This is a genomic window from Metallibacterium scheffleri, from assembly GCF_002077135.1.
GTDB classification, from domain to species: domain Bacteria; phylum Pseudomonadota; class Gammaproteobacteria; order Xanthomonadales; family Rhodanobacteraceae; genus Metallibacterium; species Metallibacterium scheffleri.
Map to the genome: position 1 here is coordinate 481369 of NZ_LDOS01000002.1, position 23384 is coordinate 504752.

The following is a 23384-nucleotide window of genomic DNA, read 5'->3' on the forward strand; positions in this document are numbered from 1 at the left end:
GCGACCTGTCGCGCTGCGCCGCGGATGGCGTTCGCCATATCTTGCCGTTACCATCCGTGCTTCAGCTGCGGGTCATTGGTACCTGCCGTTGTTGCCCAACCCGCCGGCACCCCGTGCCCGGCCCCGAACGGCTGCGGAGACTGTCCGAATGATGCGTGCTCTTGAAATTATCGTCGCCCTGCTCATGGTTGCGATCCTTTACCTCGTGGTCGGGGTGGTGATGCCGGACCACGGTTCTACCTCGCGCTCGGTCGAGGTCAGCCATGATTTCCGTCAGGTTTACGACATCCTCAGCAACTTCCGGCGCTTTCCCGATTTCGGTGTGCTGCGCGCCTACGACCCCAATACCCGGTTCACGTTCTCCGGCCCGGCCTATGGCGTGGGCGCCAAAGTGAGCTGGAGCAGCAAGGTCTCCAAGGTCGGTGACGGCACACTGACCATCACCAAGGACCAGCCTGGCGCCAGCCAGGTGTCGACCCAGGGCAGCGCCGAAATCGACTGGGCGCTGACCAATGACTGGGATGGGCACAACAAGCGCATCATCGTCGAGCTGGAGCGTTCCGGCAGCAACGATCGCCTGGTCAGGGTGACCATGCGCTACAAGGTCGACTATGGCTGGAATCTGATCGATCGCTACTCGCGTCTGTACATCCATGGCGAGCCGGCGGCGTTCGTGCAATACACGCTGGGTAACCTGCAGAACGTGCTGGCCTCGATTCCCAATGTTTCCTACAACGACCTGCAGCCGCGCATCGTCGAGACCAAGCCACAGGCCGTGTTGTTCGTGTCCACGCGCGCCAAGCGCACGCTGGAGGATGTCTCCAGCGCCACGCAGAAGGCGCTGACCGAAATCGATGCGGCGATGAAGAAACTGGGCGTGACCCAGGCCGGTCCGCGCATCACCGTGACCACCGATTACGGCGACCAGAACTATGCGTTCGATATCGCCGTGCCGATCAGCACCAGCACGCTGACCGTGGCCGGGCAGAGCTACGACCTGACCCAGCCGGGTACGCCGGATGCGGCGGCGGCCGGCAACACGGCCCAGCCGGGCACCTGGGAGAAGAACGGTGCGCTCGTCGTCGCCGGCAAAGTCTCGGCGCGCATGGCCTTCGGCGGCAAGGCGCTGGAAGCCGACATGCAGGCCAGCCCGGCCAGCCTGCCGCTGATGCGCCTGAATCTCGAGGCTTATGCGCAGACCCATGGCTACGCATTCGATCCCAACACGCACCGGTTGTATGACGTGGTCACCAGCGAAGTCGATCCGAACACCGGCATGGGCGGTTACGCGGTTTACCTGCCGCTAACCTGGGGCCCGGATGCGGTGCCGGGGCAGAGCGCGCAACCAGCCGCTGCCGGCAGCGCGGCGCCAGCGGTCGCGGCCAGTGTTGCGGCAGGAGCCTCGGCGGGTGCTCCCGCCAGCGCGACCAGTGTGCTGCCGGCGGTCGCGGCGACGGCCGGCTGATCGCCGCGGGTTGACCTTCGTCGTGCATCTCCAGGGCGCTTCCGTTGCATGCGGAAGCGTCCTGTGCGTGGCGCGCAGCGCGCGCCTGGCAACATGATCGAAGCCGAATCCCTACAACGCAGTTTTGGCGCGCGCTGCGCCGTGCAGGGACTGAGCCTGAGCGTGCGTCCGGGACAGATCCTCGGCTTGCTCGGCCCCAATGGCGCCGGCAAGACCACCACGTTGCGCATGCTTGCGGGCGTGCTCGCGCCGGATGTCGGCCGTGCGCGCATTGGCGGCCACGACGTGCAGCGTCAGGCACTGGCGGCACGGCGCGTGCTGGGCTATCTGCCCGAGGGTGCGCCGTTGTACGCGGAAATGAGCGTGCATGCGCTGCTGATGTTCGTGGCGCGTGTGCGCGGCCTGCGCCGCGCGCACCTGGCACAGCGCTACACGCACGTAGTGCAGGCGCTGGAACTGGAGAACCTGCTGGGGCAGACCATCGGCACGCTGTCCAAGGGTCAGCGGCGCCGGGTCGGACTGGCGCAAGCCATCCTGCACGATCCGCCGGCGCTGATCCTCGACGAACCCACCGACGGTCTGGACCCCAACCAGCAGGCCAGTGTGCGCAAACTGTTGCGCGGTCTGGCACGCGAGCGCGCGATCATCGTTTCCACGCATCTGCTCGAAGACGTGCCGCAGTTGTGCAATCGCCTCGCGCTGCTGGTACAGGGGCGCCTGTTGACCGACACCACGCCGGCCGAGTTCGTGGCGCGTTCGCGCTATCGTGGCGCAGTGAGTTTCACCGCGCCGGCCGCCGGCCCGGTACGTGCCGCGCTGGGTCTGTTGCCCGAGGTCGATACGGTCGAGATCGACGCGCTGAGCGGACGCGTCACCGTGCTGCCCAAACCCGGGCGTGAACTGTTGCCCAGGGTGCAGGCCCTGCTGGCCAGTTACCAGGTGCAGCCGCGTGAACTGGTGCTGGAAGGCGGACGCATGGACGACGTGTTCCGCAGCATGACCGAAACCGACGCCGTCGAGTCCTCGCCATGAGGGGCCTGCGCGCGGTGCTGGGACGCGAGCTGCATGCGTATTGGACCACCCCGGTGGCGTGGCTGTTCCTCATCGCGTTCCTGCTGCTGGCCGGCGTGTGCACTTTTTTCCTGGGTGATTTTTTCCCGCGCGGGCAAGCCGATCTGACCGCGTTTTTCATCTTCGTGCCGTGGCTGCTGCTGGTGCTGGTGCCCGCGGCGAGCATGCGCCTGTGGGCCGAGGAGCGCCGTGGCGGCACGTTCGAGTTGTTGCTGACACTGCCGCTGACTCCGCTGGCGGCGATGCTGGGCAAGTTTCTGGCGGCGTGGCTGTTCGTGGCGCTGGCGCTGATGCTGACCTTTCCGCTGTGGCTGACGGTGAACTACCTCGGCCATCCGGACAACGGTGCCATCCTGGCGGCCTATCTGGGCAGCATGCTGCTGGGTGGCGCGCTGCTGGCGGTGGGCGCCTGCCTGTCGGCGGCGACGCGCAACCAGGTCGTGGCCTTCGTGCTCAGCTTGCTGGTGGGGCTGGCCTACATGCTCAGCGGCGCGCCGCAGGTGCAGGATGCGCTGGCGCCGCAGTTGCCGTCAGGCGTGCTGCAAACGCTGCTTGAGTTCAGCATGCTGGCGCATTTTCAGCATATCGCGCGTGGCGTGCTGGACCTGGGCGATGTGCTGTTTTTCGTGGTCACCATCGCGGTCTGGCTGGGCGCCGGCGCCCTGCTGCTGAAACACATCGAGGCCGACTGATGCGCGTTGTTGCGTCCACGCGCGTCTTGCGCCTCGTGCTCGCGCTGCTGGCGCTGGCGGTGCTGTACGTGGCCGTGGTGCAGATCGGCACGCGTCTGCTGGACGGTGTGCAGATCGATCTCACCCAGGATCACATCTACACCCTGGCGCCGGGTACGCGCGACATCGCGCGATCGCCGCGCGAGCCGGTGCAACTGACACTGTATTTCTCGCGCCACTCCGCGCGCGATCTGCCGCAACTGCGTGCTTACGCGCAGCGTGTGCAGACGCTGCTGCGTGAGGTCGCGCGCGTTTCGCAGGGGCGCGTGCGCCTCGCTCTGGTCGACCCACGGCCTTATTCCGCGGCCGAGGATCGCGCGCTGGCCGCCGGCCTCAGCGCGCTGCCGGTGGGGCCGGAGGGGCAGCGCGTGATTTTCGGCCTGGTCGGCACCAATGCCACCACCGGCATCGCCGATATTCCATTCCTGCAGCCGGACAAGGAAGCGTTTCTCGAATACGACGTGGCGCGCCTGATCCATGAGCTGGTCACCCCGCAACGGCCTGTGGTCGGCCTGATCAGCGGCCTGCCGGTGGAAGGCGAACCGGCCACCGGCATGGAAGCGCCGGGGCTGCCGCCGTGGACGGCGTTTCAGCAGCTCGGGCAGTTGTTTCGCGTGCAGCCGCTGGATGGCCGCACGCTGACCGCGATTCCCGCCGATGTGCGCGTGCTGCTGCTGGTGCAGCCGGACATGCTCGGTGCCGGCGCGGTGCAGGCGATCCGCGCATTCCTGCTGCGCGGGGGGCACCTGGCTCTGTTCATCGATCCAGATCCGGAAACCCTGCCGCCGGCGCAGGCCGTGGCCAGCGCGCAGGCCAGCTGGCACGCATTGCGGCCCCTGTTTGCGGAATGGGGCGTGAGTTTCGATCCGGATCGCGTGGTGCTCGATCCGACCCTGGCGCGCAGCGTGTCGCCGCAAGCTGGCGCGGCGCCGGAACCCGATCCCGCGGTGCTCGGGCTGGGCCGCGCCGAGCTCAGCCACGACGACGTGATCACCGCCGGCCTGCGCAGCATCAATGTGTCGACCATCGGCAGCTTCGAGCAAACCGAACATGCGCGGCTGCGCCTGGTGCCGCTGCTGCAATCCAGTGGTGATGCCGGCAATGTCTCGGTGCAGCGCGTGCTGGACACGCCCGATCCGCAGGCGCTGCTGGACAATCTGCGCCCGGCGCGCGGCCGCTACGTGCTGGCCGCGCGCCTGACCGGTGCGCTGGCGCCGGGTGCGCAGCAGGCCGATATCGTGCTGGTCGCCGACACTGACCTGCTCAGCGACCGCTTGTGGGTACAGCTGCTGCCGTTCTTCGGCCAGACGCTGACCAGTCCGTTTGCCAACAATGGTGACTTTTTCCTCAACGTGATCGACAACCTCAGCGGTTCCAGCGCGCTGATCTCGATCCGCGGCCGCGCCGTGGCGGCACGCCCGTTCACGCGCCTGCGTGCGCTGCGCGCCGAGGCCGAGCAGGCATTCCGCGAACGCCGGCTGGCGCTGCAGCAGCAACTCGATGCCGCCGAGCAGCGTCTGCTGGAGATCGAGCAGGTGCGCAGTGCGGGTGGAACCAGCGACAGGCTGCACGAGGCCGAGTACCACGCCGCCAGTGAAAAGCGGCGCGACATCCGCAACGAATTGCGGCGCATCGAACGCCATCTCGATACGCGCATCCTGAGTTTGCAGTGGCGTATCGAGACGCTGGATATTTTCCTGCTGCCGGCGCTGATCGCCGTGTTCGGTCTGCTGTTGATGGCGTGGCGGCGCTGGCGCGGGAGCGCGGCGCCATGAGCTGGCGCGCGCTGGGTGTGCTGTTCGCGGTGGCGCTGTTGGCGCTGCTGCTGGATGCATTCGGCCCCGGTCGCCATGCTCCGCCGCCTTCTGCCGGTGTCGCCGGACAATTGTTGCTGCCGCAGATGGCCAGCGACAACGCACGCGTGACCCGCATCGAAGTGCAACCGGCGCACGCTCCCGGCGTGAGCCTGTTGCGCGGCACACGCGGCTGGTGGGTGCAGCAGCTCGGCGCGCCGGCCGATGCCGAGCTGGTGCAGACCTGGCTGACACGGCTGGCGCGTGCGCGCATCCTTGCGGCCAAGACGCGCCTGCCCTCGCGCTATGCATTGCTCGACGTGGCCGATCCCGGCCAGCCGGGCGCGGGTCTGGCATTGCAACTGTCCGGATCGCTGGCTTGGCCACAGGTATTGATCGGCCGCTACGACGCGCGCCAGCAGGGCACCTTCGTGCGCCTGCGCGGGCACCGGCAAAGCCTGCTGGTCGCGGGTGATCTCGCGCCGCCGAGCCGTGCGGTGGACTGGATGCAGCATCCGCTGCTGTCCCTGCCTGCCAGCGCGGTCTTGCAGATCGACCTGATCAGCCCGCGCGGCGCGCGTTTCCTGCTTGATCGCAGCCTCGACGGCGCGCCGCGCGTGGTGACGGCACCGCGCGGCCTGCGCCAGCCGCTGGCACGCGGCGCGTTGCTGCTGGGCATTTTCGACGGCCTGGATTACAGCGGCGTGTATGCGCGCGTCGCCACGCCGCCGCAGGCCTTGCGACTGCGCGCGCTGCTCAGCGACGGCAGCCTGCTGACGTTGAGTGCGTGGCGCGGCCGCGATGGTCATGCGCTGGGCAATCTCTCGATCCAGGCGCCGGTCGGTGGCCTGCCGCCCGAGGCTGCGGCAGGTTTGGCGCGCACCGCGGCGCGCGTACAGGCGCACACCTGGCAACTGGTGCCAGGCATCTGGTCGCTGTTGCGCGACGCACTGGATGCCAAAGACACGCGGCCGCGAACCGCGCCGCCGCTCACCATGCCGCCCGCGGCATCGGGCCGGGCGTCCGTGCAGGCGGCATTGCGACCACCACCCACAGCGGCTGCGTGGGCAGCCTTGCGAGGCGCACCATGAACGCAGCATCGCATCCATCTGGCGCGGCGCACAGCCGCTTCGAGGCCTGGGCCGTGGCGGTTTTCGGCGCCAGCGCGGTGGCACTTGGTGCGCTTGGCGCGCACGCGCTGCAGGGGCGTTTGTCGGCGCCGTTGCTGGCGGTGTGGCATATCGCGGTGGAGTACCAGTTCTGGCACGCGCTGGCGCTCGCGCTGGTGGTGCTGGCGGTGCCCGCCGGCCGTGCGCGGCAAGTGGCGCGCAACGCGCTGATGCTGGGCATGCTGTTGTTTTGCGGCAGCCTGTATGCGCTGGCGCTGGGTGCGCCACGCTGGATCGGGCTGATCACGCCGTTCGGTGGCGTGGCCCTGATCCTTGGCTGGTTGGCGCTCGGTGCAGCGTGTCTGCGCCGTCCAGGCTGAACATGCTGCCTCGCGCCTGCACCTGCGCCAGCCCCGGTTGAGCGTGGCGTGCACAGCAGCGACAATTCACGCGCTGCGCCGCACACGGCGCACACCGGGGACATCGACATGACGACGCGCACGCCGCGTGGCTTTGATCTGGCACTCGCGCACGCGCATCTGCGTCGCAGCGACGCGCGCCTGGCGCGCTGGATGCACCGCATCGGGCCGCTCGAGTTCGATTTCAACGCGCGCTTCCATACCGTGGATGCGCTGGCGCGCTCGGTCCTGCACCAGCAGTTGTCCGGCAAGGCCGCAGCGACGATCACCGCGCGCGTGGTCGCGCTGATGCCGCGCGCGCAGATCAGCGCGGCGGGGCTGCAGGCACTGCCGGATGCCGCGCTGCGCGGCGCCGGAGTGTCCGGCAACAAACTGGCGGCGCTGCGTGATCTGGGTGCGCGTGCGCAGGCCGGCGCGATTCCCGGCGCGGCCGCACTGGAACGCATGAGCGATGCGGACATCATCGCCGCGTTGACGCCGGTGCGCGGCATCGGCCGCTGGACCGTGGAGATGCTGCTGATGTTCCGCCTCGGGCGTCCGGATGTGCTGCCGCTGGATGATCTGGGCGTGCGTCAGGGTGCGGCGCTGGTCGATGAACTCGAGATGGCGCCCAATGCGCGCGCGCTGGCCGCGCGCGGGGCCTGCTGGGCGCCGTACCGCAGCCTGGCCGGTTTTTATCTGTGGCGCGTGGTCGAGCACGCACGCCGCGATCACGCGTGATGGCGTGATGGATAGTGACGCGCTGCTGGCGAGGTTTCGCGGCGACAACCAGCGCCTGGGTACGGGTGCTGCCTATGACAATCTGCTGCGCGCACTGCTTGCCGCCACGCCCGGCGCGAACGACTGGACGGTGCTGGTGCAGGGCTTGCTGCAGCAACTGGCCGCGGGTGCCGGCATCGCGCTGGCCGAACAGGGCTTGCAGCGCCACCCCGGGCAGCTCGAACTGCGTTATCTGCTGGGCAATGGTCTGCGTTTGGTGGGTGAGCGTCACGCCGCCGAGCGCGAGCTGCGCGCGGTGCTGGCGGTGCAGCCGACGCATGCCGGCGCGGCGGCTTCGCTGGCGCATTTGCTGCGTGGTGAGGGTCGTTTGCAGGCGGCGGCACAACTGGCGCTGGATTCGCTGCCGGCCTTGCCGAGCCCCGCGCAACTGCGCGAGGCGCTGGCATTCGTGCGCGAATGCGATGACGCGCGCGGCGCGCTGGAGCTGGCCCAGCGCATGCTCAGGCAGACGCCCGAGGATGGCAAGGTGCACGCCGCCGCTGGCGAGCTGGCGCTGGAACTGGGCCGTTTCGAGCAGGCGCGCGTGCACCTGCGCCGCGCGCTGGCGCTGCAGCCGCACTATGCCCCGGGCTGGCTGCGCCTGGCCGCAGCACACCGCTTCCGGCAGCGCGACGAGGCCGACGCGCGCCTGATCGAGCAGACCGCCTGCGGATCCGATCCGTCCAGCGAGGTCGGCATCGCCGCGCGCTTCGCCTGGGCCAAGGTGCTGGCTGATGTCGATGCGTTCGATCAGGCCGCGTCGCAACTGCGTGCCGCCAACGCAGCCATGCGCCCGCGCGTGGAGTGGTCGGCGCGCGGCTTCGATGCCTACGTGCAGCGCCAGATCGATCAGCCCGCGCCGGAGGTGCAGGCGCAGCGGCTCGGCTTCACTCCGGTGCTGATCGTCGGCTTGCCGCGCACCGGCACCACGCTCGTCGCCCACTTGCTGGCGCGGCATCCCGAGGTGCGTAATCGTGGCGAGCTGAACTGGCTGGCGCAGTTGGCCTTGCAGGTGGAAACAGGCGGCCGCCAGGCCATGCAGATGCGCGAGTCCACGACGCTGTACGCGGCGCAATTGCGCCGCGACGATGCGCCGGCGCGCGTGATCGTGGACAAGAACCCGCTCAACTTCCGCCATCTCGGCATGGCCGCGGCGCTGCTGCCCGGACTGCGCGTGATCCATTGTCAGCGTGCCGCGCGCGCCACGGCGTTGTCGATCTACCGGCAGATGTTCGCGCACATGGACAACGGCTACGCCTATGATTTTGCCGACATCGCCGCGTTCGCGCGCGGCGAGGCGCGGTTGATGCGGCACTGGCGCGCGACGCTGCCGGTGCCGTTCTACGCGCTGGATTACGCACGTCTGGTCAGCGACACCGAGGTCGTGCTGGCCGAGCTGCATGCGTTTCTCGACCTGCCCGAAGCCGATGTCGGCACGGTGCCGGCGGTGCCTGCGTCGATCCGCACCGCCAGTGTCTGGCAGGCGCGGCAGAAGGTGCACCGCGATGCGCTGGAGGCGTGGCAGCGCTGGGTGCCGCATCTGCCCGAGTTGCTGGATACGATTCCAGAGTCCTGGACATGAGCGGCGGCCCGTGAGCGAGGACCGCACTGCGCTGCCGCCGGCGATTTTCCTGATGGGCCCCACCGCCAGCGGCAAGACCGCGTTGGCCTGCGCGCTGGCCGATGCATTTCCGCTGGCGCTGATCAGCGTCGATTCGGCGCTGGTCTATCGCGGCATGGATATCGGTACGGCCAAGCCCGACGCGGCCACGCGGGCGCGCTATCCGCATGCATTGCTGGATCTGCGTGATCCGGCGCAGCCTTACTCGGCCGCCGAGTTCCGCGTCGATGCGCTGCAGGCGATGCGGGCCGCGCACGCGGCCGGCCGCGTGCCGCTGCTGGTCGGCGGCAGTGGTCTGTACTTTCGCGCGCTGGAGCACGGCCTGTCGCTGCTGCCTGCGGCGGATCCCGTGTTGCGCACGCAGTTGGCCGCCGCCGCGGCCGCGCAGGGCTGGCCAGCGCTGCACGCGCGCCTCGCCGCGCTGGACGCGCCCGCCGCGCAACGCATCCGGCCGAACGATGCGCAGCGCATCCAGCGTGCGCTGGAAGTGATCACGCAAAGCGGCCAGACGCTCAGCGCATTGCAGGAGCGCGGCGGTGAAGTGTTGCCGTGGCGTGTGTTGAAGCTGGCGCTGCTGCCGCAGGACCGCGCTGCGCTGCGCCAGCGCATCGCCGAGCGTTTCGACGCGATGCTGGACGCCGGTTTTCTCGATGAAGTGCGACGCCTGCGCGCGCGCGGCGACCTGCACGCCGGGTTGCCTGCCTTGCGCGCGGTGGGGTATCGGCAGGCCTGGGTGCATCTGGAGCAAGCGACTGATTTCGCGGAGTTCCGCATGCACGCCATCCACGCCAGCCGGCAATTGGCCAAGCGCCAGCTCACCTGGTTGCGCGCCGAGGCCGGTATCCAGGTACTGGAGCCGTTCGCTGCCGATCGGGTCACGCGTGCCGTGGCGCTGGTGCGTGATTTTATCGTCGCTGCGGATCGCGGCTGCGCCACGGGCTTGCGTTAAACTTGTGGCGTTGGGTCGGGACCGTCGCCGGTGCGACGTGCTCTTTTGGCCGACCCGCTTGCGAGGGGTAGTCAAATGTCGAAAGGACAATCGCTGCAGGATCCATTCTTGAACGTATTGCGCCGTGAGCGCATTCCGGTCTCGGTGTACCTGGTCAACGGCATCAAGTTGCAGGGCACCATCGAATCGTTCGACCAGTTCGTGGTGCTGTTGCGCAACCAGGTCAGCCAGATGGTCTACAAGCATGCCATTTCCACCGTGGTGCCGTCGCGCGCGGTGCGCGTGGGCAACGAAGACGACGCCGAGAACGCGTCCGAAGCACAGGAAGATAAAACCTGAAAACCCTGTTTGAACGCGGCAAGAAAGGCGAACGCGCGCTGCTGGTGCTGCCGCATGCGCGCGGCGGCGGTGATGCCGAAGCCGACGCGCGCGAGTTCGAGGAACTGGCGCGCTCGGCCGGCGCGGAGGTGCTGGAGCGTGTCGGCGCGCGCGTCGACACGCCCAATCCGCGTTTCTACATCGGTAGTGGCAAGGCCGACGAGCTGAAAACCCTCATCGCGGCGCTGGATGCCGATCTGGTGCTGGTTGATCACGCACTCAGCCCAGTGCAGGAGCGCAACCTTGAAGCGCATCTGGGCGTACGCGTGGTGGATCGCGCGGGGTTGATCCTGGATATCTTCGCGCAGCGCGCGCGCTCGCACGAGGGCAAGCTCGAGGTCGAACTGGCACAACTCAAGCACCTGGCCACGCGCCTGGTGCGCGGCTGGACCCATCTCGAGCGCCAGCGCGGCGGCATCGGCATGCGCGGCCCCGGTGAGACGCAGCTGGAAACCGACCGCCGCCTGCTCGGCGAGCGCGTCAAGCAATTGCAGCGGCGCCTCGAAAAAGTGCGCACGCAGCGCGGCCAGCAGCGCCGCGCGCGCCTCGATGGCGGCGTGCTGCGCGTGGCGCTGGTCGGTTACACCAATGCCGGCAAATCGACGCTGTTCAATGCCTTGACGCGCGCCGAGGTCTATACCGCCAACAAGCTGTTCGCCACGCTCGATCCGACCGTGCGCCGCATCGATGACCTGAGCTGTGGTCCGCTGGTGCTGGCGGATACGGTCGGTTTCGTGCGCAAGTTGCCGCATGATCTGGTGGCCGCGTTTCGCGCCACGCTGTCCGAGGCGCGCGACGCCGATCTGCTGCTGCACGTCACCGACGCCGCGGACACCGAGCGCGAGCAGCACATCAAGGTGGTCAACGAGGTACTTGAGGAAATCGGCGCCGGTGCGGTGCCCCAGTTGCAGGTCATGAACAAGATCGATCTGCTCGAGCAGCGACCGTCACTGGACCGCGACGGGGCTGGTGATGCGCAGCGCGTGTGGCTGGCAGCGGCATGTGGGTCAGGCCTGGACCTGCTGCGCAGCGCGCTCGGCGAGCGCCTCGGCGGCGTGCGCGTGCGTGGCGAGCTGCATCTCGATGCCGCCGCCGGGCGCTTGCACGCGCGGCTCAAGACGCTGGGTGCGCTGGTCAGCGAGGAGTTCGACGATCGTGGCTGGCATTTGCGGATCGACGCACCGCGCAGCGTGCTGGAGCCTTTGCGCGCCCATGCGGGCGCCGCGCTGAATGCGCTGCTCGGCCCGCTGCCGTGAACCCGGTCTTTTGTCATGCACGCCCCCGGCAGGTTGCGCAGGGCTGCTAAAATGCCACGGTTGCGCGGCGCAAGCCCTTCGGGACATGTGCCGCCCGTGGTGCCAGGCAATGCTGCAGCGCTTGCCGCGCAGCGAGCCTGGACGGTACCGGATCCGTGCAGCACGGCGGCTTCGGTTGCGCGCGCAGGCGCGGTCGATGCGCGATGTGCACAGCCCTGAACATTCATCTGACGAGTGACACAACATGGCCTGGAATGAACCCGGCGGCGGCCAACGCGACCCATGGGGACGCGGTAGTGGTGGTGGCAAGAGCCCCGATCTCGAGGCCTGGCTGAAGCGCCTGCGTCAGCGTCTGGGCAGTTTTCGCGGTGGTGGTGGCGGTGTTGGCAGCATCGGCACGATCATCGTCGCCCTGTTGCTGGCGTGGCTGCTGTTTGATTCGTGGACGGTGATCAATGCCAGCCAGGTGGGTGTGGTCACGCGCTTCGGTGCCTACCAGAGCACCCTGCCACCCGGTTTCCATTTCGTTCTACCGCGCCCGATCGATACCGTGCGCAAGGTCGACATGACCTCGGTGCGCTCGGTCTCGGACAAGATGCAGATGCTGACCAAGGACGAGAACATCGTGCAGGTCGATTTCAACATCCAGTACCAGGTCAACAACGCCGAGCAGTATCTGTTCTCGATGCAGGATCCGGACGAGGCCGTGCGTCAGGCCGCCGAGGCCGCCGTGCGACGCGTGGTCGGCGCCAGCACCATGGACACGATCCTGTCCGGCGAGGGCGCGGCCATGGTGGCGGCCACGCAACAGTCCCTGCAGCAATTGCTCAACAGCTACAACACCGGCATCACCATCACCGAGGTCAATTTCCAGAACATTTCGCCGCCGGCCGAGGTGAAAGCCGCGTTCGACGACGTCAACCGCGCGCGCGAGGACAAGCAGCGCATCGAGGACGAGGCCAAGGCCTACGCCAGCAAGATCCTGCCCGAGGCACGCGGCAACGCGGCGCGTATCGTCGCCGGCGCACAGGCTTACGAGATCACCCGCGAGGTGCGTGCGCAAGGTGAGTCGCAGCGCTTCCTGGCCATGCTCAAGGAATACCACGCCGCGCCCGCAGTGACGCGCAAGCGCCTGTGGCTGGAAACCATCGAACAGATCATGGCCGCCAACACCAAGGTGGTCGATGAGGGCACGGGCCGCAACCTGATCTACCTGCCCCTGCCGCATTCAGGCGGCGCGCCCGCTCCGGCCACACCCACGGCACTACTGCCGGGCGTAGGCGCTGAATTGCAGGCGCCCGCGGCCAGCAGCAGCTCGGCGGTGGTGCCGCAAAGCGCGGTTCCGATCAGCGCGTCCGGCAGCACGCAGGGAGGTCAGTCATGAGCAAGCCCATCCTCATCGCCATCGCCGTGTTGCTGGTGCTGCTCGGTTACAACAGCATGTTCACCGTGCGTCAGGATCAGTCGGCATTGCTGCTGCAGTTCGGGCGCATCGTGCGCAGTGATTACAAGCCTGGCCTGTATTTCAAGCTGCCGTTCGTGCAGGAAGACGTGAAATTCGACAAGCGCATCCTGACCCTCAATGCGCAGCCGGAGCGCTACTTCACCGCCGAAAAGAAAGTGGTCAACGTCGATTTCTACGTGAAATGGCGCGTGGCCAATCCCGCGTTGTTCTACCAGTCCACTGCGGGCAGCGAGACGCAGGCCGAGGCGCGCCTCAGCCCCATGGTCAAGGACGCATTGCGTTTCGAGTTCAGCGCATTGCCTCTGGATGAACTGGTGTCGGGTGGCCGCAACGATGTGACCAAGCGCGTGCGCGATCAGGCCAACAACTCTGCCATGCGCACGCTGGGCGTGCAGATCGTCGATGTGCGCATCAAGCAGATCGACCTGCCCGAATCGGTCAGCGAGTCGGTATTCAAGCGCATGAGCGCCGAGCGCATGAGCCTGGCCAATGCGTTGCGTTCCAGCGGCGAGGAAGCTGCCGCGAAGATCCGTGCCGATGCCGACAAACAGGCGCAGGTGCTGGTGGCGCAAGCCGATAGTCAGGCCTCGGAATTGCGCGGTCAGGGTGACGCGCAGGCGGCCGAGATCTACGCCAAGGCCTACGGCCAGGACCCGAAGTTCTTCGATTTCTACCGTTCACTGGAAGCCTATCGACGCAGCTTCGGCCAAGGCCACGGCGTGCTGCTGCTCAAGCCGAACTCCGAGTTCCTGCACTACTTCGACGCGCCAGGGCAGTGAGCCGGGCTCGCGGTTTCCTGTGCCGCATGGCGCTGGACGAGTCGTGTGCGTAGGCGGGTCTGCGCCGCATGGCACCCACCGAATCGAAGCGAGAACGTCATGGGTCAATCCGTAGTCATTCCGGGCGCCCAGCGGGGGCGAGAGTCCGCGTTTGCGAACTGCTGCGGATAGCAGTTCGCGCGGGCCCGAGCGCACGGTCATGGAAGGCCGTGCCGGCGCCACCCACAGGATGTGTCGAAGCGGTTTTCACGCAGTCGCACGGTGCGACGCTGATGAGTCGAAGCGAGAAGGTCATGGGTAAATCCGTAGTCATTCTGGGCGCTCAATGGGGCGACGAAGGCAAGGGCAAGATCGTCGATCTGCTGACCGAGAAAGTCGCCGCCGTGGTGCGCTTCCAGGGCGGCCACAATGCCGGGCATACGCTGGTGATCGGCGGGCAGAAGACGGTGCTGCATCTGATCCCTTCGGGCATTTTGCGCGCCGGCGTGCAGTGCCTGATCGGCAATGGCGTGGTGCTCTCACCCGCGGCATTGCAGGAGGAAATCGGCGAGCTGGAGGCGCGCGGCGTGGACGTGCGCGCACGCCTCAAGATCAGCCCGGCGACGCCGCTGATCATGCCCTACCACGTGGCGCTGGATCAGGCGCGCGAGAAGGCCTCGGGTGCGCTGGCCATCGGCACCACCGGGCGCGGAATCGGCCCTGCCTACGAGGACAAGGTCGCGCGCCGCGGCGTGCGTGTGGCCGACCTGATGTATCCCGCAGAGCTGCCGGACAAGCTGCGCGCGGTGCTCGATTACCACAACTTCGTGCTTGAGCACTGGCTCAAGGCAACGCCGGTCGATTATCAGGCGGTACTGGACGAAGCCCTGCAGTTCGGCGACTACGTGCGTCCGCTGGTCGACGATGTAAGCACCGTGTTGCACGAATTGCGCCGCGCCGGCAAGCGCGTGCTGTTCGAAGGTGCGCAGGGCTCGTTGCTGGACATCGACCACGGCACTTATCCCTATGTGACTTCCTCGAACACCACGATCGGCGGCGCGCTGGCCGGCACCGGCGTGGGCGTGGGGGATATCGACTATGTGCTGGGCATCGCCAAGGCCTATGCCACGCGCGTCGGCGGCGGTCCGTTTCCCACCGAATTGGGCGATGCCACCGGCGCGTTGTTGCGCCAGCGTGGCAATGAATTTGGCGCCACCACCGGACGCCCACGGCGCTGCGGCTGGATCGATCTGGTCGCGCTCAAGCGTGCGGTACAGATCAGCGGCATCTCCGGCTTGGCCATCACCAAGCTCGATGTGCTCGATGGCATGCCCAGCATCAAGGTGTGCGTGGCCTATGAGTACCGCGGCAAGCGCCGCGAACTGGCGCCGCTGGATGCGGACGGCTGGGACGAGTGCAAGCCGGTGTATCTGGAGTTTCCCGGCTGGCAGGAATCGACCTCGGGCGTGCGCGAGTTCGGCAAGCTGCCGGCGGCAGCGCGTGCCTATTTGCGCGCGGTCGAGGAGTTGGCCGAATGCCCGCTGGCGCTGGTCGCTACCGGCGCTGATCGCGACGACACCATCGTACTGCGGGACCCCTTCGCCTGAGCTGACCGGAACGCGTGATTCAAGTGGTCGCGCGCTTGGAGCTTTTGCGTGTCGATGCGGCGTGGGTCGCGACTTCCGTCGACTCCGCCATCCCTGCCATGCAGGCGCGATTGCGGCCTGCGTGCTTGGCCCGGTACAGCGCCTGATCAGCCAGCCTCACCAGCAGCCGCGCGTTGTGCTGTGGCATCGGTATCAGGCTGGTCGCGCCGACGCTGAGTGAAATCCGCCCCAGCGGGGTGGCGGTGTGCACGATGCGCGCGGCGAACACGGTCTTGCGCACGCGCTCGGCCACGGCCAGTGCCATGGTGGCGTCGATCCCGGGCAGGACGATCGCGAATTCCTCGCCACCGTAGCGCGCGAACACGCTGTCCTCATCGCGCAGCGCGCGCCGGATCAACGCGCCCACGCGGCTCAGGCAGGCGTCGCCAGCGGGGTGGCCATAGTGATCGTTGTAGGCCTTGAAGTGGTCGATGTCGACGATCAGCATGCCCAGCGGCTGCTGCCGGGTTTTGGCCAGGTGCCAGGCGTCGCGCAGCGCCTGCTCGAAGCCGCGCCGGTTTTTGGCACCGGTCAATTCATCGGTGCGGCTGAGCTTGTCGAGGCTGCGGTTGCTCCGCTTGAGTCGCGTGTTGACGCGCGCCAGTTCGGCAGCCAGAGCGCTTGCCTTGCGGTTCATGGAGGTCAGCTGTGCCTGCAGCAGGCGCAAATGCAGCACGCCGCCGATCTGATCGGCCAACACATCCAGCACCTCGCGTATCTCGGCCGTGAAACTCTCGGCGCTGGGACTTTCCAGATTGAGCAAGCCGAGAATCACGCCGGCATGCTTGATCGGAATCAGCAGCTCCGCCTGGGTCAGGGTGCTGCCGACCACATAGTCGGCCTCAACGCGGACATCAGGGACATACAGCGTGTGCCCCAGACGCAGCGCCTTGCCGGTGAGACCACGTTGCGCCGACCACAAACTGCCCGGTGTCAGCGCGAACCGGGTCGAGTTGCCGGCAGCAGCGCGCAGACGCCAGCGTGTATCCGATTCGCGCAGGATCAACGTCGCCAGGCTCAGGCTGAAGCGCTCGCGCAGGTAGGCGATCACACCAGCGAGCAGTACGTCGAGGTCGTCCTCGAACAGCAGCACGTGCGAGAGGTCCAGCATCAGGTCGGCCAGGCTGGCGCGTGCGTGCAAGCGCTCCAGCGCCAGCCGACGCGCCAGTCCGGGCAGCATCGGGCGCAGCAGTGTCGCCAGCCGCTGCCGGGTCAGGGCCGAATCATGCTGGATGCGCAGCAGCGCCAGCAGTGTGCCGTCCTGGGCCAGCACGCGCAGGCTGCGCGCGTGGTTTGAGCGTGGTGCCGGCAGCTCGATATCGTGGCGCAGCAACTCGACGCGCGCTTCGGGGTGCTGCGCGTGCAGTGCGTGCCGCAACTGCATCATCCAATGCGCGGTATCAACGGTGTCGTGCAGCGCCAGACGCAGCGCACAGGTAACCTCCGCCGGACTGGATCGGCGCGCAGGCATGCTGATTGGACGTTGGCTCATGGTGTTTGCTGCAAAGCGTCTCGGCATGGATGCGCATTTTCGTTACGCACTACAACCATGCCGCGCCAAGCTGCCGCCGCGATGATACGCCGCGCCTGCAGCGCCGGGCAGGAAGTGCGGCGCTCCATGGGGAGTTTGCAGGGCTATGCGTTGCAAGTCGCACGCGCTGGACCCGCAAAACAAAAAGCCAAGCACCGCGGATGCCTGGCTTCGAGATCAGTGGTGCCCAAGAGAGGACTCGAACCTCCACGGTTTTACCCGCTAGTACCTGAAACTAGTGCGTCTACCAATTCCGCCACCTGGGCAGGTGTCACGCGGCGCGACCGCGCAGCCGCGTAATCTAGGTGGGCACAGGCGGTTTGTCAACGCGATGCTTGCAATTGCTCCGGGGCTGCGTGAGGCTCGCGGCCATGATCAAAAAATTCTTCAGTAAGAAGCCTGCGGCTAGCACCGCGGCGAAGTCGCCCAAAGCCGGCAAGTCCAAGTCCCGGGCTGCCCTTCACGATCCTCAGGCGGCGCGCGAGGCCGCGCGCTATGAACATCCGATCCCCAGCCGCGAGGCGATTCTCGCGCTGCTGGAATCGCACGCCGCGCCCATGCTGCAGTCCGCGCTGGCCGATGCGCTGGGTTTGCTCGAGGACAGCCAGCGCGAGGCGCTGGGCAAGCGCCTCGCGGCGATGCTGCGCGATGGCCAGTTGCTGCAGAACCGACGCAGCGGCTACGCGCCCGCGCAAAAGCTCGATCTGATCGCCGGGCACGTCATTGCCAACGCCGAGGGCTTCGGCTTTTTGCGCGCCGATGCCGGTGGCGATGACCTGTATCTGGCACCGGTGGAGATGCGCAAGGTGCTGCACGGCGATCGTGTGCTGGCCAGCGTGGTCGGTGTGGACAAGCGCGGACGCCGGCAAGGTGCCATCGTCGAGGTGCTGGAGCGGCGTAGTCCGCGTCTGGTCGGGCGCATCGCGCGCGCGCGTGGCATCGCCACGGTGGTGCCGGATGACAAGCGCCTGCACCAACCGGTGCTGATCGCCGCGGGGCAGGAGATGGGTGCGGGCGACGGCCAGATCGTGGTCGCCGAGATCACCGATCCGCCGGATGGAACGCACGGACCGATCGGGCGTGTGGTCGAGCTGCTCGGCGAGAAGCTCAATGCCTCGCTGATCGTGCGCATGGCCATCGCCGCGCACGATTTGCCGCAGCACTGGTCGGCGGAAGTCAGCGCCGCCGCAGCGGCAACCGAGTTGCAGGTCAATGTGGCGGAGCACGCCGGCCGCGCCGACCTGCGCGCGCTGCCCTTTGTCACCATTGATGGCGAAGACGCGCGCGATTTCGATGATGCCGTGCACGCCGTACCGCTGCGTGAAGGCGGTTTCCGGCTGTGGGTGGCGATCGCCGATGTCGCGCATTACGTGCCGATCGGCAGCGTGCTGGACCGCGAGGCCGAGGCGCGCGGCACCTCGGTGTATTTCCCCGGCTTCGTGGTGCCGATGCTGCCCGAGGTGCTGTCCAACGGCATCTGTTCGCTCAAGCCCGAGGTCGAGCGCCTGGCACTGGTGTGCGAGATGCGTGTCGATGCCGACGGTAGCGTAAGCCGTGCGCGATTCGAGCACGCCATCATTCGTTCACACGCCCGGCTGACCTACACGCAGGTGTGGCAGGCGCTGAGCGATGCCACCGGCGCACGTCAGGCATTGGGTGCGCTGTGGCCGGCCATTGCCGATCTGCATGCGCTGTACCGCGTGCTGGCGCAGGCACGCAGCACGCGCGGAGCGATCGAGTTCGACAGTCCGGAAATGCAATTTCGCCTTGATGCCAAAGGCGAAGTGCAGGCCATGGGTGCCTACGAGCGCAACGATGCGCACCGTCTGATCGAGGAATGCATGATCGCCGCCAATGTGCAGGCGGCGCGCTTTCTGGAGCGGCAGCGCGTGCCGGCGCTGTACCGCGTGCACGACAAGCCGCCGGCGGAAAAATACGCCGACTTGCTTGAATTCCTGCGCGAGTTCAAGTTGCGCCTGCCGGCCTGGGATGCGGTTACGCCCAAGGATTTCGCGCACCTGCTGCTGCGTGTGCGTGAGCGGCCCGAGGCGCTGCTGCTGCAGTCGGTGCTGCTGCGCTCGCAAAGCCTCGCGGTGTACAAGGCCGCCAACGCCGGACATTTTGGCCTGGCGCTGGATGCCTATACGCATTTCACCTCGCCAATCCGGCGCTACCCCGATCTGCTCGTGCACCGCGCCATCGGCCACGCACTCAAGCAGGGTCAGCGTGGCGAATACGCCTACAACATCGAGGCCATGACCACGCTGGCGCAGCATTGTTCGCGACGCGAACGCGTCGCCGACGAGGCCGAACGCGAGGTCGACGAACGCTATCAGTGCGCGTTCATGGAGCGCCACGTCGGCGCGCGTTACGCCGGCGTGATTACCGGTGTGACCTCGTTCGGCTTGTTCGTGGAGATGATCGAGACGCGCATCAGCGGCTTGGTGCACGTCACCCAGTTGCCGGCCGATTTCTATCACTTCGAGGCGCAGCGACGCCTGTTGCAGGGCGAGCGCAGCAAGCGCAGCTATCGCCTCGGCGATCGCGTGCAGGTGCAGGTGCTGCGCGCCAGTCTGGAGGATCGCAAGATCGATCTGCGTCTGGTGGAAGGGCGCGATTGATGCGATTGATGCAGGCAGAATGGATCGTCGGCATCAATCCGGTCGAGGCCGCGCTGGCTGAAGGCGCCGCGCGTGTGCGTGAGCTGTGGCTGGAGCACGATGCGCACAACCCGCGTCTGCTGGCGCTGGCGCAGCAGGCGCAGCAACTGGGCATCGCCGTGCAGACACGCCCGCGTGCGGCGCTGGAACGCATCGCCGCCGGCGCACGCCACCAGGGCATTGCTGCGCACTGCGTTGCTGCGCCGGTGCTGGATGAAACCGCGCTGCCCGAACTGATCGCGGCGGCCGGGCACAACACGCTGCTGCTGGTGCTGGATGGGGTGACCGATCCGCACAATCTCGGCGCGTGCCTGCGTTCGGCAGCGGCGGCTGGAGCGCAGGCGGTGATCGTGCCACGCGATCGCGCCGCCGCACTCAGCCCGGTGGTGCGCCGCGCCGCGGCCGGCGGCGCTGAGCACGTGCCGCTGCTGCAGGTGACCAACCTCGCGCGCAGCCTGCGTGGCATGAAGGAGGCCGGGGTGTGGCTGGTCGGTCTGGATGGCGCCGATGACGTCGTGCAAACGCTGTACGCGTTGGACCTGCGTGGCCCGTTGGCACTGGTACTGGGCGCGGAAGGTGAGGGCATGCGCCGCCTGACCCGGGAAGCGTGCGATCATCTGGCGCGCATTCCCATGATCGGCGCCATGCAGAGCCTGAATGTCTCCGTGGCCACCGGTATTGCCTTGTTCGAGGCGCTGCGGCAACGCGGCGCGGGAGCCAAGTCATGACACTGCAATGGTTCGACTGGGTGGGTTTCGCCGGCGTCGCGCTGATCGTGGTCGCGTATTTCCTGGTGCAAGCCGGGCGCCTGCGCGGCGACAGCATGTCCAATCAGGTGCTGAACGCACTGGGCGCGCTGGCGGTGATGGTGTCGCTGGTGTTCGGGACCTTCAATTTCCCCGCGTTCGTGCTCGAAGCGATCTGGTTGGCGGTCAGCGTGTACGGCATGATCTGGGGTGCGCGCCGCCGGCGCCGTTCGCGCATGTTCCGCTGAAGGCTGTTCAGTCGGCATCCAGTGCCTGCAGCCAGGCATCATCCGAGCCTTCGTTGACGCCCTCGAACAGCCACGTCGACAGGTAGCGCTCGCCGGTGTCCGGCAATACCGCCAGCACCACGCTGCCCGGCGCGGCGGACCGCGCCACCTGCAGCGCCGCGGCGAAAGTGCCGCCGCAGGACAAACCCACCAGGATGCCCTCCTGCTGCGCCAGCGCGCGCGCCTGATCGCGCGCCTCGTCCTCGGTCACGGTGAGGATGCGCTGGGCGATGCTGCGATCGAGCACGGCAGGTACGAAATCGGGCGTCCAGCCCTGGATCTTGTGTGGATGCCATGGCTCACCCTTGAGCAGTGCCGCCGTCGTCGGTTCGACCGCCACGACCTCGACTTCGGGCCGCGCCAGCTTCAGCATCTGGCCCACGCCGGTGAGTGTGCCGCCGGTACCCCAGCCGGACACGAAGTGATCCAGACGCCGTCCAGCGAAATCGAGCAGGATCTCGGCTGCCGTGGTGTTGCGATGCCAGGCCGGATTGGCGGGATTCTCGAACTGGCGCGCGAGAAACGCGCCGTGCCGCGCGGCGAAGGCCTCGGCGCGACGCACCATGCCGGTGCCGCGCTCGGCGGCCGGGGTGAGGATCACCTTGGCGCCATAGGCGCGCATCAGCTTGCGGCGCTCGATCGAGAAGGTCTCGGTCATGAACGCCACGAACGGGTAACCGCGCGCCGCGCACACCATGGCCAGGGCGATGCCGGTGTTGCCCGATGTGGCCTCGACCACCATCTGCCCAGGCTTCAGTGCGCCGCTGCGCTCGGCATCGAGAATCACGGCGAGCGCCAGGCGATCCTTGACCGAGCCGCCGGGATTGAACGCTTCGACCTTGACGTAGATTTCCACGCTCGCGGGCGCGAGACGGTTGATGCGCACGATCGGCGTGCGCCCTATGGCGTCGGTAATGCTGTGCAGAATCATGGGGCCTCCGCAGTCATGTGGTGATGGCCAAAGCCTGGTGCGTGCTCAGCGCGCAAGCAGGCATACGCAACATCGCGGGGATGGCGGAGGCCGGACATGAAGCTCACTTGGCGCAGATTACGCGCCTTGTCGTGGTGTCGCAAGCAATGGACGTCTAGACGTCTGCGCCGATCCGTTGGCTCGGCGCATCGGAAAGCTGAATGCGGGGCGAGAGAGCAATGAAAAGTGCCCATGCGCGAGGCGTTCAATCCTTGCGCGGGCGCTCGGGGTCGACGGCGCCAGTGGCGGTCAGATCGCCTTTCTTGCGCGGCTCCTCCAGTGGCGTCCCGGTGACCAGGAACCAGACGTTCTCGGCGATGTTGGTGGCGTGGTCGCCGATGCGCTCGATGTTCTTGGCCATGAACAGCACGTGCGTGGCCGGGGTGATGTTGCGCGAGTCCTCCATCATGTAGGTCAGCAGTTCGCGAAACAGGGAGGTGTACAGGGCATCCAGCTCGACATCGCGTTCCCATACCTGACGCGCCAGGTCCGCGTCGCTCTCGCGATAGGCGATCAGCACATCGCGTACCAGCTCGATCGCAGTCTCGGCCAGGGTCGGCAGGTTTGCCGCCGGTGGAATCGGCGCACTGAGGTTGAGCGCGATGGTGCGCTTGGCGACATTGGCAGCGTAATCGCCGATGCGCTCGATGTCCGCGGCGATGCGCAGCGCGGCCATGACCTCGCGCAGATCGCGTGCCATCGGCTGGCGCCGCGCCAGCAGCAGCAGCACGTCGTGACTGACCGAAGCTTCGAGCAGGTCGATGGCTTCGTCGTTGAGGATCACGCGCTCGGCGGCGCGGCTGTCGCGGCGCTCGAGCACATCCATCGCGCCCTCGATCTGCGCGACCGCGATCTGGCCCATGCGCGCCAGTTCGCCCTTGAGGCGTGACAGTTCATCGTCATAGCTGCGCAGGATATGTTCGTTGCTGGAGGGCATGGCCTCTACCTCTTGTTGGTGGCGTCGGGCGCCGATATGCAAATCAGCCGAAGCGACCGGTGATGTAGTCCTCGGTCTGCTTCCTGTCCGGCTTGGTGAAGATTTTTTCGGTATCGCCGTACTCGATCAACTCGCCCATGTACATGAAAGCCGTCCTGTCGGATACGCGCGCGGCCTGCTGCATGTTGTGCGTGACGATGACTATCGTGAAGTCGTGCTTGAGCTCCTCCACCAGTTGCTCGATGCGACCGGTGGCGATCGGATCCAGCGCCGAGGTGGGTTCGTCCAACAGCAGCACGTCGGGCTTCAGCGCGATCGCGCGAGCGATGCACAGGCGCTGTTGCTGGCCGCCGGACAAGCTCAGCGCGCTTTGCTTGAGCTTGTCCTTGGCCTCGTCCCACAACGCCGCCTGGCGCAGCGCCAGCTCCACGCGCATGTCCATTTCGGATTTGGACAGGCGCTCGTGGTGGCGGATGCCGTACGCGATGTTTTCGAAGATCGACATTGGAAATGGCACCGGCTTCTGGAACACCATGCCGACCTTGCTGCGCAGGCGATTGAGCGGGTAGCGCGCATCCAGGATGTTTTCGCCATCAAGCAGCACTTCGCCGCGCGCTTCCAGTTTCGGATAGATCGCATAGATGCGGTTGAATACGCGCAGCAGGGTGGACTTGCCGCAGCCCGATGGGCCAATGATTGCGGTCACTTGGCGCTCGGGCACATCCATGCTCACGCTCTTCAGCGCCTGGCTGCCCTGATAATAGAAATCCAGTCCGCGCACGACGATCTTGGACGCGGATGTCGTCGTTGGTGTGAGCGGTTGGGAAAGCATG

General features: G+C 67.1%; 21 protein-coding genes and 1 tRNA gene. 17 read left to right on the plus strand and 5 right to left on the minus strand.

Features of this window, described 5'->3' with window-relative positions; genetic code table 11:
* Nucleotides 1–148 precede the first annotated feature (148 nt).
* From Mschef_RS07340 to Mschef_RS07405, 14 genes are all read left to right on the plus strand, one after another.
* Nucleotides 149–1465 carry an SRPBCC family protein gene (locus tag Mschef_RS07340; RefSeq protein WP_081127179.1) on the plus strand — a complete coding sequence of 439 codons (1317 nt, stop codon included), beginning with the start codon at nt 149–151 and terminating at the stop codon, nt 1463–1465.
* 48 nt (nt 1466–1513) lie between these two features.
* Nucleotides 1514–2497, plus strand: a complete 984-nt coding sequence (locus Mschef_RS07345) for an ABC transporter ATP-binding protein (protein ID WP_338093151.1) — start codon at nt 1514–1516, stop codon at nt 2495–2497.
* Nucleotides 2494–3228, plus strand: a complete 735-nt coding sequence (locus tag Mschef_RS07350) for an ABC transporter permease (protein WP_081127180.1) — start codon at nt 2494–2496, stop codon at nt 3226–3228. The genes Mschef_RS07345 and Mschef_RS07350 overlap by 4 nt, the downstream gene beginning before the upstream one ends.
* The gene (locus Mschef_RS07355) at nt 3228–5042 is read left to right on the plus strand and encodes a Gldg family protein (protein ID WP_081127181.1); all 1815 of its coding nucleotides are present in this window, start codon (nt 3228–3230) and stop codon (nt 5040–5042) included. The genes Mschef_RS07350 and Mschef_RS07355 overlap by 1 nt, the downstream gene beginning before the upstream one ends.
* Entirely contained in the window at nt 5039–6151 is a 1113-nt protein-coding gene (locus Mschef_RS07360) for a DUF4340 domain-containing protein (RefSeq protein WP_136256414.1), read from the plus strand. Before Mschef_RS07355 ends, Mschef_RS07360 begins: the two co-directional genes overlap by 4 nt.
* Nucleotides 6148–6549: a DUF423 domain-containing protein gene (locus Mschef_RS07365; RefSeq protein WP_081127183.1), complete on the plus strand. Its 402-nt coding sequence runs from the start codon at nt 6148–6150 to the stop codon at nt 6547–6549. The genes Mschef_RS07360 and Mschef_RS07365 overlap by 4 nt, the downstream gene beginning before the upstream one ends.
* A gap of 108 nt (nt 6550–6657) precedes the next feature.
* Complete coding sequence (locus tag Mschef_RS07370; protein ID WP_081129900.1) at nt 6658–7308, plus strand: DNA-3-methyladenine glycosylase family protein; 651 nt, start codon at nt 6658–6660, stop codon at nt 7306–7308.
* A gap of 7 nt (nt 7309–7315) precedes the next feature.
* Complete coding sequence (locus Mschef_RS07375; RefSeq protein WP_136256413.1) at nt 7316–8929, plus strand: tetratricopeptide repeat-containing sulfotransferase family protein; 1614 nt, start codon at nt 7316–7318, stop codon at nt 8927–8929.
* A 52-nt stretch (nt 8930–8981) separates the two neighbouring features.
* Complete coding sequence (miaA, locus tag Mschef_RS07380) at nt 8982–9917, plus strand: tRNA (adenosine(37)-N6)-dimethylallyltransferase MiaA (protein ID WP_242426545.1); 936 nt, start codon at nt 8982–8984, stop codon at nt 9915–9917.
* A 75-nt stretch (nt 9918–9992) separates the two neighbouring features.
* Entirely contained in the window at nt 9993–10256 is a 264-nt protein-coding gene (gene hfq / locus Mschef_RS07385) for an RNA chaperone Hfq (RefSeq protein WP_081127186.1), read from the plus strand.
* Nucleotides 10257–10261: 5 nt separating this feature from the next.
* On the plus strand, nt 10262–11551 hold the full coding sequence (gene hflX / locus Mschef_RS07390; protein WP_081127187.1) for a ribosome rescue GTPase HflX: 1290 nt from the start codon (nt 10262–10264) through the stop codon (nt 11549–11551).
* A gap of 244 nt (nt 11552–11795) precedes the next feature.
* Nucleotides 11796–12935, plus strand: a complete 1140-nt coding sequence (gene hflK, locus Mschef_RS07395) for an FtsH protease activity modulator HflK (RefSeq protein ID WP_081127188.1) — start codon at nt 11796–11798, stop codon at nt 12933–12935.
* Nucleotides 12932–13795, plus strand: coding sequence for a protease modulator HflC (gene hflC, locus Mschef_RS07400; RefSeq protein WP_081127189.1), 864 nt, complete (start codon nt 12932–12934; stop codon nt 13793–13795). The genes hflK and hflC overlap by 4 nt, the downstream gene beginning before the upstream one ends.
* Before the next feature lie 293 nt (nt 13796–14088).
* Nucleotides 14089–15381, plus strand: coding sequence for an adenylosuccinate synthase (locus tag Mschef_RS07405; RefSeq protein WP_081129901.1), 1293 nt, complete (start codon nt 14089–14091; stop codon nt 15379–15381).
* A 19-nt stretch (nt 15382–15400) separates the two neighbouring features.
* Here the strand turns inward: Mschef_RS07405 and Mschef_RS07410 are convergent, their stop codons facing one another.
* Nucleotides 15401–16912: a GGDEF domain-containing protein gene (locus tag Mschef_RS07410; RefSeq protein ID WP_168708916.1), complete on the minus strand. Its 1512-nt coding sequence runs from the start codon at nt 16910–16912 to the stop codon at nt 15401–15403.
* Between the two features lie 220 nt (nt 16913–17132).
* Nucleotides 17133–17217 (minus strand) — tRNA-Leu (locus Mschef_RS07415).
* 105 nt (nt 17218–17322) lie between these two features.
* Between Mschef_RS07415 and rnr the strand changes: the two genes are divergently transcribed.
* Genes rnr through Mschef_RS07430 form a run of 3 tightly spaced genes read left to right on the plus strand, consistent with a single transcriptional unit; the run spans nt 17323 to nt 20605 of the window.
* Nucleotides 17323–19572, plus strand: coding sequence for a ribonuclease R (rnr, locus tag Mschef_RS07420; RefSeq protein ID WP_081127191.1), 2250 nt, complete (start codon nt 17323–17325; stop codon nt 19570–19572).
* 8 nt (nt 19573–19580) lie between these two features.
* Nucleotides 19581–20339, plus strand: a complete 759-nt coding sequence (rlmB, locus tag Mschef_RS07425; protein WP_081129902.1) for a 23S rRNA (guanosine(2251)-2'-O)-methyltransferase RlmB — start codon at nt 19581–19583, stop codon at nt 20337–20339.
* Entirely contained in the window at nt 20336–20605 is a 270-nt protein-coding gene (locus tag Mschef_RS07430; protein WP_081127192.1) for a CBU_0592 family membrane protein, read from the plus strand. The genes rlmB and Mschef_RS07430 overlap by 4 nt, the downstream gene beginning before the upstream one ends.
* 7 nt (nt 20606–20612) lie before the next feature.
* Here Mschef_RS07430 and cysK read toward each other — a convergent pair whose 3' ends face one another.
* The 3 genes from cysK to pstB all read right to left on the minus strand — a co-directional run bounded on the left by cysK (nt 20613) and on the right by pstB (nt 23383).
* Nucleotides 20613–21575, minus strand: a complete 963-nt coding sequence (cysK, locus tag Mschef_RS07435) for a cysteine synthase A (protein ID WP_081127193.1) — start codon at nt 21573–21575, stop codon at nt 20613–20615.
* A gap of 244 nt (nt 21576–21819) precedes the next feature.
* Nucleotides 21820–22551: a phosphate signaling complex protein PhoU gene (phoU, locus tag Mschef_RS07440; protein WP_081127194.1), complete on the minus strand. Its 732-nt coding sequence runs from the start codon at nt 22549–22551 to the stop codon at nt 21820–21822.
* A gap of 43 nt (nt 22552–22594) precedes the next feature.
* A complete protein-coding gene (gene pstB / locus Mschef_RS07445) occupies nt 22595–23383 on the minus strand; it encodes a phosphate ABC transporter ATP-binding protein PstB (protein ID WP_242426487.1) in 789 nt (262 codons plus the stop codon).
* Between the last annotated feature and the right edge of the window lies 1 nt (nt 23384).

Coding starts and splice junctions, on each gene's coding strand:
- Mschef_RS07340 (WP_081127179.1), top strand. CDS start 149: ATGATGCGTGCTCTTGAAATTATCGTCGCCCTGCTCATGGTTGCGATC.
- Mschef_RS07345 (WP_338093151.1), top strand. CDS start 1,514: ATGCGGAAGCGTCCTGTGCGTGGCGCGCAGCGCGCGCCTGGCAACATG.
- Mschef_RS07350 (WP_081127180.1), top strand. CDS start 2,494: ATGAGGGGCCTGCGCGCGGTGCTGGGACGCGAGCTGCATGCGTATTGG.
- Mschef_RS07355 (WP_081127181.1), top strand. CDS start 3,228: ATGCGCGTTGTTGCGTCCACGCGCGTCTTGCGCCTCGTGCTCGCGCTG.
- Mschef_RS07360 (WP_136256414.1), top strand. CDS start 5,039: ATGAGCTGGCGCGCGCTGGGTGTGCTGTTCGCGGTGGCGCTGTTGGCG.
- Mschef_RS07365 (WP_081127183.1), top strand. CDS start 6,148: ATGAACGCAGCATCGCATCCATCTGGCGCGGCGCACAGCCGCTTCGAG.
- Mschef_RS07370 (WP_081129900.1), top strand. CDS start 6,658: ATGACGACGCGCACGCCGCGTGGCTTTGATCTGGCACTCGCGCACGCG.
- Mschef_RS07375 (WP_136256413.1), top strand. CDS start 7,316: ATGGATAGTGACGCGCTGCTGGCGAGGTTTCGCGGCGACAACCAGCGC.
- miaA (WP_242426545.1), top strand. CDS start 8,982: ATGGGCCCCACCGCCAGCGGCAAGACCGCGTTGGCCTGCGCGCTGGCC.
- hfq (WP_081127186.1), top strand. CDS start 9,993: ATGTCGAAAGGACAATCGCTGCAGGATCCATTCTTGAACGTATTGCGC.
- hflK (WP_081127188.1), top strand. CDS start 11,796: ATGGCCTGGAATGAACCCGGCGGCGGCCAACGCGACCCATGGGGACGC.
- hflC (WP_081127189.1), top strand. CDS start 12,932: ATGAGCAAGCCCATCCTCATCGCCATCGCCGTGTTGCTGGTGCTGCTC.
- Mschef_RS07405 (WP_081129901.1), top strand. CDS start 14,089: ATGGGTAAATCCGTAGTCATTCTGGGCGCTCAATGGGGCGACGAAGGC.
- Mschef_RS07410 (WP_168708916.1), bottom strand. CDS start 16,912: ATGAGCCAACGTCCAATCAGCATGCCTGCGCGCCGATCCAGTCCGGCG.
- rnr (WP_081127191.1), top strand. CDS start 17,323: ATGATCAAAAAATTCTTCAGTAAGAAGCCTGCGGCTAGCACCGCGGCG.
- rlmB (WP_081129902.1), top strand. CDS start 19,581: ATGCAGGCAGAATGGATCGTCGGCATCAATCCGGTCGAGGCCGCGCTG.
- Mschef_RS07430 (WP_081127192.1), top strand. CDS start 20,336: ATGACACTGCAATGGTTCGACTGGGTGGGTTTCGCCGGCGTCGCGCTG.
- cysK (WP_081127193.1), bottom strand. CDS start 21,575: ATGATTCTGCACAGCATTACCGACGCCATAGGGCGCACGCCGATCGTG.
- phoU (WP_081127194.1), bottom strand. CDS start 22,551: ATGCCCTCCAGCAACGAACATATCCTGCGCAGCTATGACGATGAACTG.
- pstB (WP_242426487.1), bottom strand. CDS start 23,383: ATGCTTTCCCAACCGCTCACACCAACGACGACATCCGCGTCCAAGATC.